The 15,029-nt window shown below is 29.8% G+C and carries 15 protein-coding genes; 2 read left to right on the forward strand and 13 right to left on the reverse strand.

Going from position 1 to position 15,029, the window contains the following annotated elements; translation table 11 throughout:
• Positions 1-162: 162 nt before the first annotated feature.
• Positions 163-543, reverse strand: coding sequence for a TIGR02328 family protein (locus EDD60_RS11565; protein WP_066445116.1), 381 nt, complete (start codon positions 541-543; stop codon positions 163-165).
• A 221-nt stretch (positions 544-764) separates the two neighbouring features.
• Positions 765-1,355, reverse strand: a complete 591-nt coding sequence (locus EDD60_RS11570) for a thymidine kinase (protein WP_066445114.1) — start codon at positions 1,353-1,355, stop codon at positions 765-767.
• A gap of 101 nt (positions 1,356-1,456) precedes the next feature.
• Here EDD60_RS11570 and EDD60_RS11575 point away from each other — a divergent pair, with 101 nt between their 5' ends.
• Positions 1,457-1,843, forward strand: a complete 387-nt coding sequence (locus tag EDD60_RS11575) for a hypothetical protein (protein ID WP_066445112.1) — start codon at positions 1,457-1,459, stop codon at positions 1,841-1,843.
• A 51-nt stretch (positions 1,844-1,894) separates the two neighbouring features.
• Here the strand turns inward: EDD60_RS11575 and dnaB are convergent, their stop codons facing one another.
• The 6 genes from dnaB to EDD60_RS11605 all read right to left on the reverse strand — a co-directional run bounded on the left by dnaB (position 1,895) and on the right by EDD60_RS11605 (position 9,033).
• Entirely contained in the window at positions 1,895-3,265 is a 1,371-nt protein-coding gene (dnaB, locus tag EDD60_RS11580) for a replicative DNA helicase (RefSeq protein ID WP_066445110.1), read from the reverse strand.
• A 12-nt stretch (positions 3,266-3,277) separates the two neighbouring features.
• Positions 3,278-3,724: a 50S ribosomal protein L9 gene (gene rplI / locus EDD60_RS11585; protein ID WP_066445108.1), complete on the reverse strand. Its 447-nt coding sequence runs from the start codon at positions 3,722-3,724 to the stop codon at positions 3,278-3,280.
• Entirely contained in the window at positions 3,724-5,685 is a 1,962-nt protein-coding gene (locus tag EDD60_RS11590; protein WP_066445105.1) for a GGDEF domain-containing protein, read from the reverse strand. The genes rplI and EDD60_RS11590 overlap by 1 nt, the downstream gene beginning before the upstream one ends.
• 14 nt (positions 5,686-5,699) lie before the next feature.
• Complete coding sequence (locus EDD60_RS11595; protein ID WP_066445100.1) at positions 5,700-6,611, reverse strand: DUF2232 domain-containing protein; 912 nt, start codon at positions 6,609-6,611, stop codon at positions 5,700-5,702.
• Between the two features lie 97 nt (positions 6,612-6,708).
• Positions 6,709-7,983 carry a PTS sugar transporter subunit IIC gene (locus EDD60_RS11600; RefSeq protein WP_066445098.1) on the reverse strand — a complete coding sequence of 425 codons (1,275 nt, stop codon included), beginning with the start codon at positions 7,981-7,983 and terminating at the stop codon, positions 6,709-6,711.
• 150 nt (positions 7,984-8,133) lie between these two features.
• Positions 8,134-9,033 (reverse strand): helix-turn-helix domain-containing protein, encoded by a 900-nt coding sequence (locus tag EDD60_RS11605; RefSeq protein WP_066445096.1) that lies wholly within the window; start codon positions 9,031-9,033, stop codon positions 8,134-8,136.
• A 109-nt stretch (positions 9,034-9,142) separates the two neighbouring features.
• On the opposite strand from EDD60_RS11605, the gene EDD60_RS11610 reads away from it, so the two are divergent.
• A complete protein-coding gene (locus tag EDD60_RS11610) occupies positions 9,143-11,182 on the forward strand; it encodes a glycoside hydrolase family 31 protein (RefSeq protein WP_066445094.1) in 2,040 nt (679 codons plus the stop codon).
• A 36-nt stretch (positions 11,183-11,218) separates the two neighbouring features.
• Here the strand turns inward: EDD60_RS11610 and EDD60_RS11615 are convergent, their stop codons facing one another.
• The 5 genes from EDD60_RS11615 to EDD60_RS11635 all read right to left on the reverse strand — a co-directional run bounded on the left by EDD60_RS11615 (position 11,219) and on the right by EDD60_RS11635 (position 14,939).
• Complete coding sequence (locus tag EDD60_RS11615) at positions 11,219-12,613, reverse strand: ROK family protein (protein WP_165973148.1); 1,395 nt, start codon at positions 12,611-12,613, stop codon at positions 11,219-11,221.
• Positions 12,614-13,344: 731 nt separating this feature from the next.
• Complete coding sequence (gene rpsR, locus EDD60_RS11620) at positions 13,345-13,575, reverse strand: 30S ribosomal protein S18 (RefSeq protein WP_066445088.1); 231 nt, start codon at positions 13,573-13,575, stop codon at positions 13,345-13,347.
• Positions 13,576-13,589: 14 nt separating this feature from the next.
• A complete protein-coding gene (ssb, locus tag EDD60_RS11625) occupies positions 13,590-14,045 on the reverse strand; it encodes a single-stranded DNA-binding protein (RefSeq protein ID WP_066445085.1) in 456 nt (151 codons plus the stop codon).
• Positions 14,046-14,059: 14 nt separating this feature from the next.
• The gene (gene rpsF, locus EDD60_RS11630; protein ID WP_066445083.1) at positions 14,060-14,344 is read right to left on the reverse strand and encodes a 30S ribosomal protein S6; all 285 of its coding nucleotides are present in this window, start codon (positions 14,342-14,344) and stop codon (positions 14,060-14,062) included.
• 166 nt (positions 14,345-14,510) lie between these two features.
• Positions 14,511-14,939, reverse strand: a complete 429-nt coding sequence (locus EDD60_RS11635) for a metallophosphoesterase family protein (protein ID WP_066445081.1) — start codon at positions 14,937-14,939, stop codon at positions 14,511-14,513.
• Between the last annotated feature and the right edge of the window lie 90 nt (positions 14,940-15,029).

The following is a 15,029-nucleotide window of genomic DNA, read 5'->3' on the forward strand; positions in this document are numbered from 1 at the left end:
TGCATATCAAAAAAGGGAAAACACCTTATATAATCAAGGTTTTTCCCTTTTATAGTACTCATTTATTCAATATATCTGCTTCGAAAGTCAAGATTCTTTACACTTTTAATATACCGTGTCAATATGAACCATGTATGAACATTATTTGTAATTGTTGTGAACTTATAATGAAATATCAATCCCTTTTTGGTGAAGATTGTCTAAACATTCTTTAAGATAAGCTTCGTTATGTTCTGGATATATAGGTGAAGATACTTGGATATCTTGACAGAAAGTCATTTCAGAAACTTCGTATCCTAGCTGTATCCCTCTATAACAAGGATCTTTCCACAATGGATTAACCTGATAGCCTCTTTTTTCCATTTCTTGAATAACTAACAAATGAAATTGATATAAATATTGATAAGGATGGGTATAAACATAATCAACAGTTTGATGTTTTCTTTTCCATCCCTTTCCTCGCATTGCACATATTTCTCGATGTTGTCCTAATAATTGTTGATATGGTAAATATGCAATTAAATCTTGATGCCAAAGGCGCATAAACAGTTCCCCCTCTTTTTTCTTATTCTATACGTTTTTTCTTAAAAAAATACGCGAAAAAGAAAAAAGTCCTCAAGGACTTTAAAAAAAGTGAAAGAGATGCTTTGGGGAAACATCTCTTTCTTAGGGATATATGATAGATTTGAGGGGAATCAATACTATCGTATTTGTCTTTCGACATCTAATAATATAACCTAGAAATATGTCTTTTTTGTGAACTTTTAAAATTTATGTGGTTTATTTAAAATTTCATGACAATGACGACACCTTGGCTCATAGTGTTCAACAGCTCCAACTAAAACAATTGGATCTTCAAAGGATGCTGGTTTACCATCTACAAGTCTTTGTGTACGGGTTGCAGGAGCACCACATTTTGCACAAACAGCAGTTAATTTTGTAACAAATTCAGCACGTGTTAAAAGTTCAGGTAAAACCCCAAATGGTTCACCTCTAAAGTCTTTATCCAACCCCGCTACCATGACACGCAATCCACGATCAGCTAAATATTCACAAACATCAACAATATCATGATCAAAGAATTGTACTTCATCCACTGCCACAACATCTGTATCTGGTTTAACATATTTTAAAATTTCTTTAGAATCATTAACCACAATACAAGGAACTCTTGTTCCAGCATGTGAAACAATTTCTGTTTCCGAATAACGATTATCAATTTTTGGTTTAAAAACAATAATATTCTTTTTAGCAAAGGATAATACATTAATACGTCTGATGAGTTCTTCTGTCTTTCCCGCAAACATACACCCACATATGACTTCAAGCCATCCTTCACGATATTGATTATACATATGATATCAACCTCCACGATATCTTATTATACTATAAAAGAAATCATAATTGTACATATTTCATTCATAATTCATCTCTATAATGAATTCAGGTGATAAAAATGAAATGGTTGAGAAATTTTATGTATGGTAGATATGGTGTTGACCAGTTGGGAAATTTTTTATTTATTCTCTATATTATTTTAGCGGTGATTTCTTTTGTATATCCTCCGGTTATATTTATTTGTTATCCAATTATTATTTATACATTGTTTAGAATGTTCTCTAAACAATATTATAAACGTCGTGCAGAAAATGATTGGTATTTACAAAAAACAGCAGGAATAAGAAAATTCTTTAAACGTCAACAAAATAAATGGAAATATAGAAAAACGCATAAGTATTTAAAATGCCCACACTGTCATCAATACCTTAGAGTTCCTAGAGGTAAAGGTGAAATTACAGTAACTTGTCCATCATGCCATCAACAATTTGATCAAAGAACTTAAAAAGACTGTAGTGAAATAACTTTTAGAAGTTATTTTACTATAGTCTTTTCATTATGTTCTTAAATCTTTTGTTGGTTCTAATGGATTGACTTGCTGATCACTTCTTGCAGGATTAGCAAATTTACTATACTGTTTCAAGAAAACAAGACGAATATCAGCTAATGCCCCATTACGGTGCTTAGCAACAATAATATCTGTAGCGCCTTGAGTTTCTGCTTCCTTTTTAGGATCTTGATAATCTTCACGATGAATAAATGAAACAATATCAGCATCTTGTTCAATCGCCCCAGATTCTCTTAAGTCAGATAAAACTGGTCGTTTATTATCACGCTTTTCTACTGAACGTGATAACTGACTTAAAGCAATAACTGGAACTTCTAACTCTCTGGCAATCATCTTTAATTGACGTGAGATATCAGAAACTTCCTGTTGACGTGATTCACGACTATTTGCTGGTCCTGAAATTAATTGTAAATAGTCAATAATGATCATTTTCAAGCCTTGTTCACGTTTTAAACGACGACACTTAGCAGCTATTTCACCAACTCTAATTCCTGGTGTATCATCTATATAAAGATTACATTTAGAAACTTTATCAGCCGCAGCATAGTATCTTTCGTTATTTTCTTTCAAAATACTTCCTGAACGCAATGATTCAGCATTTAAACTTCCAGCCGAACAAATAATACGTTGAATTAATTGTTCAGCAGGCATTTCTAATGAAAATACAGCAACTGCTTCATCTGATTTATAAGCAACATTATAAGCCACATTTAAGGCAAAAGCTGTTTTTCCAACAGAAGGTCTTGCTGCTAAAATAATCAAATCACCTTTTTGAAAGCCTGATGTTAATCGATCTAGATCATAATATCCCGTCTTAACACCAGAAATTTTTCCATCAGCCTTTTGTAACATAACCAAGCGATCTGTTACTTTTTGAATAACTGATTTAACATCTTGAAATTCACCAGCATTACGATCTCTTGTTACATTTAAAAAATTCTTCTCTGCTTCACCAATAAAATCATTAATATTTCCAATATCACCATAAGCATGTTCAATAATCTCAGTTGACTCTTGAATCAATCTTCTTAATAATGATTTTTCATTTAATATCTTTAAATAATACTCACTATGAGCAGTTGTTGGAACAGATTCACTTAATTGTAATAAATACTCAACCCCACCAATTTTATCCAATAACTTCTTATCAATTAAATAAGATGTTACTGTTGTGACATCAACAGGATTATTTTGACTATCAATAGATTGCATAGCCTCAAAAAGAATGCGATGGCTATCCAAATAGAAATCATCTTTTGTTGCTAGGCTTAATATATTTTGACAAGCGTCACTTGATATCAGCATAGAACCTAATAAAGATCTTTCTGCTTCTATATCATGGGGATATTCTCTGGCCATCTTGCTCACTCCTTATTTTTCTTGTAAATGCACTTTAATTGTTGCAATAACATCCTTATACAATTCAATTTCTAATCTTGTATATCCTAATGCTTGAATTGGTCTTGCATTAATAAATTTTCTTTTATCAATCTTAATATCATGTTTTTTCAATAATTCTTCAGCAATATTCTTTGTTGAAACACTACCAAAAGTCTTTCCATCTTTACCTGAAGATAAATAAAACTCCAATGTAATTCCTTCTAAAACAGCTTTTAATTCTTCAGCTTTCTTTTTATTTTCTAAATCTTGTAAACGTTCTTGTTCCTTATTTTGAGCAACAATTTCCTTACCATGTGCAGTTGCTAAAACAGCCAACTTATTTTTAATTAAAAAGTTTTGCCCATAACCATCAGCAACATTCACAATTTCGCCTTTCTTTCCTACTTTCTTTACATCTTGAGTCAAAATAACTTTCATTATACTTCACCTCTATCATCTAAATATTCTTTAATTTTTTCTTCTAATAAAACTCTTACTTCTTCAATACTTTGATTTTCAAATTGTGCAGCAGCCATACTAAAATGACCACCACCACCCATATTCTCCATAATAATTTGGACATTAATATCCTTAGCACTTCTTGCACTTAACGCTACCATTGTCTTAGAAACACGACCAATGGTAAAAGAAGCCTTAATGCTGCTTACTTCAAGCATAGAATTACTTGCTTTAGCTAACATCGTACGTGAATATTCTTGATTTTCTTGACCACATGCTATCAATATATAGTCATTATATTGATATGCTTCTTGAGTAATTGATAATTTCTTTAAAGTATCTTCATAAGAATCTTCTAAGAATTCATAAGCTTGAGTTACATTAGCTTGTAATTCTTTTAACTGCGCAGCTGACTGGAATGTACGAACGCCTACTCTTTGTTTAAAGTTGTTCGTATCAACCAACATACCTGCATACATAATAGTAGCATCTAATTCATTAATATTCAAATCCACATTTTGGTAATCACACAATTCAACAACCAGTTCAACAGTACTTGAAGCCGCTGGCTCTAAATAAGTTAAAACTGGTGCTTCAATAAATTCTTCACCACGACGATGATGATCAATAATCACTTTATTTCTAACACGCTCTAACAAAGCACTTGAAATAGCTAAACTTGGTTTATGATTATCCACAATAATCAATAAAGTATTCTTGTTGATACGCTCCATTGCTTCCGTATAAGTCACTATCAAACCTTTATAACGTTCATCTGATTTAACAATCGTCACAACATCTTTGGTTTTTTTCTCAATTGAATCTAAATCAACAACAATATTTGTTTTCTTCCCATAAGCCTTAGCAATCTTAGCAACACCTAAAGACGCTCCAAATGAATCCAAATCCGAATTTTTATGTCCCATAATCAGAACTTGACTCGAATTTTTTATCAATCCAGCTAACGATTGTGCAATAACTCTGGCACGAACTTTACTACTCTTTTCAAAAGTATCACTATTGCCACCAAAGAATTTTACATTATCATCACCTGATTTTACAGCAACTTGATCTCCCCCACGAGAATAAGTTAAGTTCAAAGCTGCCGATGCCATATCATCAAGTTCTCTTAATACTCTTGAATCACGGCCAATTCCAATACTTAAAGTCATAACTTCATCTAATTCTCTAGACATCTCTTTAAAAGTATCTAATATTGCAAATTTATTTTCTACTTGTTTTTTATAAATTCTTTCATTAAAGAAAGCTAAATAACCACCTGATTTAAACCGCCTAATAATAATCCCATTAGAATAAGCCCAATCAACAATAACCTGTCTTGATTTTGCTTGAATCATCGCCATCTTCGGTTCATCAGCATTTTCCAAAGTTTCTTCATAATTGTCAATTGTAATATAAGCCATACAAACTTGCTGATCTAAATAATCTTGTTGTAAAGATAAAAACTGTGTGACATCTTTTAGATAAATAAGTTTTGTTTCTTTACTGTTATAAGCTTCAAACTTCTTACCTTTAATATCTACAACCTTAATATCCTCATCTTCAAAAAGTGAAGCCAAATGAGGTTGCCATTCTAATAACTTAACTCCAACAATATTAATATTCATTTCTTTAAACAAATCACTTGTCCAAACAACATTTCTTGTTTCATCATATTGAATCAAAGCAATACCACCAAAAATCAAAGCATTCTTAGCATCAACATCTAATGCATCAGCAACACTCATATTATTTGTTTCCACAAGATACGTGAGATAAGCCAAGACAATGAATAGGAAGATATTCTTAATTAAGGCATAAACTGCAAATGCAAATAACATTGGTCCATTTAACAAAAGATATAAACCAAATAACAAAACACATTCTCCAATTAATAATGCTAGTATAATATTTCTAGCTTGAAGAATCTTTCTTGCCATTATTCATCCCTCCTTTAATCATTGCTATGTCTATTATACAATATATTTTCTCTTAAATCACTAAATATATCAACGATTCCAATAACCACATAAAAAGTATTAACCATTGGAATAAATAAACCCAACAACACAAACATCATAAATTTAGCTTTTTCCTTCACAATCAACAACCAAGATAAAAAAGCCAATCCTTGTAAAGCTAAAACCACAACACAAATTGTATATAGATAAGTTAAATAAATACTATCAACATAACCAAATTTTACTAACCCATAAGAAACCACGAGACCAATTGATAAAATCAATCCCACAGGTTTACTTAAATGCATATTTGCAATATGAAATGAACCCGGAAATTGAATATTTAAACGCATTAAAATAATCTGACACATTAAAACAATCACATACATTTCCATGACTGATACCATTAATAGAAAAAGTGGTGCCAAAGCTATAAAAAACTCTAATGATATTCTATTTGATAAAGCTGATATAGGTTGAATCATGGTTATATACATATCTCTCATCTCAGCAATGAGATCAACCCCTAATAATCCTGAAAAAACTTCATAAATCAAAATATTATTAAGGAAAGTCACTGCTAATGTTCCAAATAAAATTGTTTCTTTCTTAGCTTTACGTTTTAAAGCCTCACCAATAAATAAACCAGCTAAACATGACTCAATTGATGAAATAACAAAGAAAGGCAATCCCATCATAGCAATAACAAACATTGAAACAACACAGACAATGATATTATCTTTTAAAGAATAAGTATAACCATACCAAACAAGAGGAACACTCATCACATAACAAATCAACACATCAAACATACTTCCAGTATATGTATTAAACAACGATAACGCTCCAAAGATTGCTGCTATCATTGCTCCTTGTACCATTTTCTTTGTATTTGTTCTACCCATAATATCGCCCTTTCTCAACATATAAAGTATAGCATATTATAGCACAATTTAAGAAAATTGATACTCCTTATTAACATAAAGAAAAAAAGGAATATTTCTATTCCTTATGAGCACCTTGTTCTTGTTGATAAGCTTCTTTATCAGCCATTTTTACCCATGGCATCCATAAGAAGTAAGGTAATATAATATTAACAACAATAGCTAATGCTAAAACTTTCCATCCACCTTCTAAAAAGGCTCCTATTCCAAATGGTAACCCAAAGACAAACGTTGTACCATTGAGATGTGGTACCAGACCACTCGCAATTGCTAGATAGGCAACTGCTAACATCAAAACCCCATTAGTTAAGAAAGGAACAATAAATTTAAAGTTTAAGATCAATGGCATCCCAAAGTTTAAAGGTTCACCAATCCCAAAGATTGCTGGTCCAATTCCCAATTTACCAAATTCTCTAAATTGTTTAGATCTTGCACGTAATAACAATAAACATAAAGCAATCTGATATCCACCAAAACAGAAGATATTGTAAAAAGCATTTCCAACAATATTAGGTCCTGCTACTCCAGTTGAATAAGCTGCAAGATTTGCTGCATCTAAAGCTAACCAAATTGGATTATAAAATGGTGATAAAACATTTTGACCATGAATTCCAAAGAACCATAATACTTGAGCAAAGAAAGCAATAAATAAAACCGCCCAAATACTTCCTCCTAATGATTGCATAGGAACTTGTAATAATGTATAAACAGCTTGATGTAAACATTCAACACTTGTCAAAGAGAAAGCATAATTCACACCCATAAATAAAACCGCAACAATCACAAAAGGAATAATTCCTTCAAAAACATTAGATACCATTGGTGGAACACCTTCAGGCATTTTAATTGTTAAATGATGAACCTTACAATAACGATAAATAGCAACACTCACACTCGCAACAATAATAGCTGTAAATGCACCTTGAGCACCTAGCCAAGTTGTTGGAATCGCTGTAACTTCATCAGCAGTTGCCCCTAATGGTGTTACAATCAAAAAACTTAAAAATGCAATGGCCGCAGCAGTCATTCCATCATCATTCTTTAAATATTGATTTGCTAAGTTTTTAGCAATGAAAAAGACCATATAAACAGCTAATAAACCCATTGTATAAGTATAAACAGTATTAAAGACTTTAGATAGACCTGAATTTTGAATAAATGTAGAAATTGGTCCTAAAGGAACAACAACTAATAATAAAGCAAATGAACCAACAACCGTAATTGGTAATGTTGCCATCATTCCCCCAGATAGTCCTTGTAAAAATCGATTGGTTGAAATCTTATTAATCATTGGACTAATCTTTTCAAAAAAACTCTCAAACTTTTCCTTCATATTTTTTCTCCTCAAATATAATATTAGTAAACACCATCTAGAATCTGTCTACTTTAGAAACGTTCTACAAGTATTATAAGTGAAAATAATACAACTTACTTGTTCATTTGAGATGTAAAAATATAACAAATTTGATTTTTTCTCTCATATTCAACTCTTTTTTACTGATTTTGACATCAAATATCTTTGTTCCTTTTCATAATTTTCTAAAAGGACTTTACGATATTGCTTAGGTGACATACTTTTTATTTCTTTAAACTTCTTAATAAAATAACTACAACTATCAAAACCACATTCAACACTAATACTTAATATAGATAAATCCATATCAAAAAGTAATTCACAAGCTTTTTCTATACGATAATGATTAATATATTCAATTGGTGTATAACCTGTATTTTCTTTAAAGTATCTTGAAAAATATTGATGGTTATAATTGACAAGTTGGGCTAAAGATTGACTGGTAATTTTTTCCTGATAATTCTTTTCTATATATTGTAAGACTTTTTCTACAGCTAATAAATTATGTTTGTTTTGTTCTAGAGGAATTAAATAATTATTTTCGATAAGATCTTGAAAAATATATAATAAGTTGAGTTTAATGCTTAATTGAGAACTGATTTGTTGATTTTTGTATTCATTTAAAATATTGAAAAAGGTGTTTTGAATCCGTAAATCAGAACAGATAACTGGATTCTTAATTGTTAATTTTCCTTCAATAAAAGGATTAATATATTGACAAGATACATAATCAGCTAAAGCAAACTCTAATAAATGGCGGTCAAATACACATGTCAAATAACGACTTTTTTCAATCGCAATCATATAGTGAAGAATATGCGGTTCTAAAGCATACATTTCCCCAGCATTGATGATATGTGATATTCCATCTACAAATATATTAATTTTTCCTTCACAGACATAAAGCCACTCTATTTCATCATGCCAATGTAAAAAACAGACTTGCTCATTAACCTCGCCACTTTGATCAAAAAATTCAAAGGGAAACAATCTGTCACCATGACTATGTTTTTCTCTAAAACTTTTCATAATAAACCTCCAAATCAAATTTGTTATATTTTTCTGTATAATATATGCAAGAATATTTATATTTTTTATTATATTATTTTATTACAAATTAGCAAAGGAGAAAATAAAAATGATAAAAAGATATAGATATGGTCAACCAATATCTACTGATACTATTGTTAAATCAATTCCTATTTGTGATGAAAACATTGCATTTTTTCAATTGGAAAACAAGGAAAAAATGACTTTTACTTATACAATGGATGATAATGATATTATCTATGGATTAGGTGAAAATATGCGGGGAATTAATAAGCGTGGTTTTACTTATATTTCTAGATGTATGGATGGTGCTAAACATACTGAAGATCGTAATAGTTTATATGCTGCGCATAACTTCTTTATTATTGATGGAAAAAAACAATTAGGGGTCTTTTTTGATGCTGCTGGAATTGTTAGTTATGATATTGGAGAAACTGAAATTGATCAATTGATTATTACTTGTGATGATAATGATTTTGATATTTATTTAATTGAAGGAGATAATCTTAAAGATATAGCTAAACAATTTCGTCAATTAATTGGACAAAGTTATATTCCACCAAAATGGGCATTAGGTTATCATCAAAGTCGTTGGATGTATAAAACAGAAGATGATTTTAGAAATATTGTTAAGCAATATCAAGAAAATCAGATTCCATTAGATGCTATTTATTTAGATATTGATTATATGGAAGATTATGAAAGTTTTACAATTAATCGTGAGAATCTGCCTCATTTTGAAGAACTTGTTCAAGAATTTAAAGAACAAGGTGTTCATATGGTTCCAATTATTGATGCTGGAATTAAGGTGAAAGAAGGATATCATGTTTATGATGAAGGGGTTAAACAAAATCGTTTTTGTAAGGATAAAGATGGTAAGAACTTTAAATGTGGTGTATGGCCTGGTTATTGTCATTTTGTTGATGTATTGAATGAAGATAATCGTCATTGGTTTGGAGACCAATATCAATTCTTATTAGATAAAGGGATTGATGGGATATGGAATGATATGAATGAGCCTTCTATTTTTTATACTGATGAAAGATTGAATGAAGCATATAGTTTAGTTGATGAATTAAGAGATAGTGAATTAAACTTATTTACTTATTTTAAAATGCGTGGTCAGTTTTCTAAGTTATCTAGTAATCCAAAAGATTATCAATTGTTTTATCATGATATTAATGGTCAAAAAGTAAGACATGATAAGGTTCATAATCTTTATGGTTATAACTTAACAAGAGCAGCAGGTGAAGCTTTTGAAAGATTTTCACCAGAGAAAAGAATTTTATTGTTTTCACGTGGTTCAATGATTGGTATGCATAGATATAGTGGAATCTGGACTGGTGATAATCTTGCTTGGTGGTCACATTTAAAATTATGTATTCAACAAATGCCTAATATTAACTTGTGTGGTTTTCTTTATAGTGGTGGTGATTTAGGTGGCTTTGGTAGTGATACCAATGAAGAATTATTAATGCGTTGGGTACAATTTGGAATCTTTACGCCATTAATGAGAAATCATTCCCAAAGTCAACGTGCACAAGAACTTTATGCATTTAAACATACTGAAATATTTAAAAATATGATTGAAATAAGATATGCTTTTATTCCTTATTTATATAGTGAACTTGTGAAAGCAGCATTATCTGATGAAAGTTATTTTAGACCATTAGCTTTTGATTATGAAGATGACAAACAAGCAAGACTTATTGAAGATCAATTAATGGTTGGTGAAGCTATTATGATTGCTCCTATTTATGAACAAAATGGTCGTGGACGATTTGTTTATCTTCCTGAGAATATGAAGTTAATAAGAATGCGTTCATTAAGTGATTATGATGAAATTGAGTTAGAAAAAGGTAATCATTATATTCATGTAGGATTTAATGAAATGATTTTCTTTATTAAACCAAATCATATTGTTCCATTTGCAAAACCAGCTTTAACAACTCGTGATATGAACTTTGATGAATTATATGTACTAGGCTATGTTCAAGATGAAATTGAATACACTTTATATGACGATGATGGATATACAAGAGATATCAATCAACCTGAACATTTCCATAAGATTTATGCTTCAAAAGAATATTGTGACTGTAAAACTAAAAAAGTACAGTATAGATAAACCTCCCAAAAAACATCTTGATTTACAAGATGTTTTTTACCGTTTTAAACATAATACTAACTGACCTAACAAACTATAATCTCTTAATTGATGATTATTAATAAGCTCAATAGTTGGCATATATTCCTCTGGAATATAATGCATAACACTTTCTTTCAATTTCTTCATATCAGTAACTGCACGACAACATACAACAATTGTTTCTGGTGCAATGACACAACTCATAGATGCCATAACTTTACTTAAATGCTCAATGATTTCTTCTGGAGTTCTATTAACATGAATATCTACATTTTCAATATTATGAGGTAAGAATTTCACTTCCCCAGCAAAATTTTTATGACCTTTAATCAATTGACCATCTATAATTGTTCCAACTCCACAATCTAATCCTTGAGGATAGAATAATAAGGATACCAAGTTTCCTTGTTTCATTGAATAATAATATCCTGTTATTGCAGTATTAACATCATTACCAAAAATAATCTTTTGTTTGTAATGTGCTTTTATTGCTCCAATATCTAAATCATTTAAACCATTGATAACTGGTAATCGTATATAATTTTCTTGAATAATTCCTGGTGATGAAAATCCTATCTTTGTAATACTTGGATATAATGCTAGAATTGTATCAATAGTATTAAAGATATCATCCATTGTCATGATTTCTTTGACAATATCATTTTCCATAAGTATTTCATAGTTTGGAGCATAAACCCGATAAGCAATAACAATATTTTCTTTTGTCCGTATAATCGCAATTGATAGAATTGTTTCATAATATTCTATATCTGTTTTAAGTGATAATGCTTTTTTCTTTTGTTTTGCTTTTTTATTTGCTAGAGCATAGTCTATTTGATGAAAAATGGCTGCTACATCATATGTTCCAAATATTTTTGCTGGAATTGTTAAGACTATTTGTTGTTCTAGCATCTTTTGTATTTGAGGAAGCATATATGATATTTGTGGAGCTAATAATACCACATCATAATCGTCAGCTACTTCATATATTTTTGTATATGCTACAGCTTCAGCTTCATAATTAAAGTTCATAATATTAGAAGCTTCGTTAATTTTTTCAGCAAAGAACATCGTTGTTAATCCACCACTGCAACTTAATAATATTTTAATTTTTGGTTGATTCATAAGTTTTTCTATTGTATCAATGAGTTCATAAAACAAATCAATCGCATGTTTAAAGTTCTTCATTTGAAAATGAAGATATAATTCAATCTTTTGAGTACTTTTATGAATCACTGTTAATTCCATTATATTTAAAGGGTGAAACATAACAGAGCCTAACCCATATTCTGTTTCAATCATAACTTGGTCATCTGCTCGACTATAAATACGACACCCTTCTTTTTGATAATTCAAAATCCATAATTTATAAACTTGACAATATACCTCTTTAAAAAAATCATCTATCATGTGATTCACCATCCCTTGTCACCTCTATCTTAACATGAGATGAAAGAGAATAATTTTTATAAAGTTATTTAGAAAAGACTTCTTCAAAATCTATCAAGAATCTATTGATTTAATGAAAAAAATTTATCAAGAATTTTAAATTTTTTTGTAATAAAAGCCTTTGGATGAAATTACAGAGGTTTTGAATATTTTAATAAATATATTATCGTTACATTATGATTTCACAATTAATTTATTAAATTTATAAATAAAGTTAGTTCTTATTATAAATCATGCTGATTACTAATTAGCATCCCATATCACATTCCAGATTACAAGTATCATTTGTCATTCATTCTAAAATTTTGATGTTTTGTCTTTTAACAATAATGATAGCTTTGTTTCTGCCCTTTTTATATGAATATTGCATATATAACTGACATTTTTCATTTTAATATTTAAGCGAATTTTGAGTACCATTTATACAAAATAACACCACTCAAACAATATAAAATTTAAAAGCGTTCCTTGGAACGCTTTTGGAACGCTTTTTTAAAATATATTCCATATTGAATATTTATTTACAATAATAATATTTTTATTTCAATTGATTAATTTTAGTATTGTTACTTCTTGCTAGATTATTCCACTTATTTATAATTAATATCATATTCATACTAGTATCATTTAAATACAATTATCTTTATGAAAAAAGAAAAAACCCTTGAGTTATCAAGGATTTTAAATATCAATTATTCACCAACGTATGGTAATAATGCCATTTGTCTAGCACGTTTAATAGCAGTTGCTAATTGTCTTTGGTATTTAGCGCTTGTTCCAGTTACACGTCTAGGAATGATTTTACCATTAGCAGATACGAATCTTTTTAATAATTCAACATCTTTGTAATCGATGTAATCAATCTTATTTTTTGTAAAGTAGCAAACTTTCTTTCTACCCATTCTTTGTCTTTTGAATGCCATAAGTCTTATCCTCCTTAAAATTGTATATCGTCTTCCATGATATCAAATGAATCAAAAGAATTATCAAAATCTTTTTCTAAATCCACTGTTTTCATATCATAGAAATTATCTTGTGCGACTTGAGGTTGTTGCTGTTGTGCTTTTTCTCTGGCAGCTTTTGTTTCTAAAAACTGAACACTGTCACAAACAACTTCCACAACATATACCTTTTGCCCTTGTGCATTGTCATAACTACGAGAACGTAGTCTACCTTCAACACCAACTAAAGATCCTTTAGAACAATATCTTTCTACATTTTCAGCAACTTTGTTCCAAACAACACAGTTAATATAATCTGCTTGTTGACCATCTGCTGAATTATAGTTACGATTAAGTGCTAAAGTAAAACTTGTTACTGCAGCACCTGTATTTGTTCTTCTTAATTCAGGGTCTCTTGTCATTCTTCCAACGAGTACGACACGATTAATCATATCTACGCACCTTCTTAGTCTCTTCTAAGAGTTAAGTGACGTAATACATTCGCATTAATACGTGATAAACGTTCGAATTCAGCAATATTTGCAGGAGTAGTTGTTGTATCTACAACGACATAATATCCTTTAGTGTAATCTTTGATTTCATAAGCAAAATCACGTAATCCCCATTCGTTTACATTATCAACGCTACCTTCACCATTTGATAAAATGTTTTTGAAGTTTTCAATTAATTGATTTCTAGCATCTTCTTCAACGTCTGGTTTTACAATAAACATAATTTCGTATTTGTTCATTTTTTTACCTCCTCCTATGGTCTAATGGTCTATATCTTTCATATAGACAGGCAGTAAATAAATTTACATGCTTACAGATTATAGCATATCATTTTTAAAAATACAATGAATTTATCAATAAATTTTATATTTTTAAATCAAAATATCAACAGTCATTCTATAGAGATTATAGCACTCTTTTTTCAATCACATAATAATCATCAAAAATATTCAAAATCACATAAGTAAGTGGCAAAGAAAATCTTTTTCTTCCACAACTTCCTGGATTGATATATTGAACATTACTCTCTTTATAACATGCAAATTGATGAGAATGTCCATAAATATAAAAATCAACATCTTGCTTTTTACCCAATTGATGCACCATATAAAAGTGATAACCACCAATTTCAAAATACTTTTCCACATCAAGCTCAAGTTGATCATTATTCCCTTTAACAGCTATAACTGGTGCAATTTGTTGTAAAGCCTCTAATACTTCTACTTTCATGATATCCCCAGCATGTAAAATATAATCACAAGTTTTTAAATCATCAACAACTTCCGCTCTTAAGACATTATGGGTATCAGATATAATTCCTATTTTATATTTCATAATCATCATCCTTCCCTTATTATTTATTCATCTTAATAAAATATTAATTATTCATTCATCTTTTTCTGTTATAATGGATATCAATGAGGT

This window comes from Longibaculum muris (assembly GCF_004343035.1).
In the GTDB taxonomy this organism is placed as follows: Bacteria; Bacillota_I; Bacilli_A; order Erysipelotrichales; family Coprobacillaceae; genus Longibaculum; species Longibaculum muris.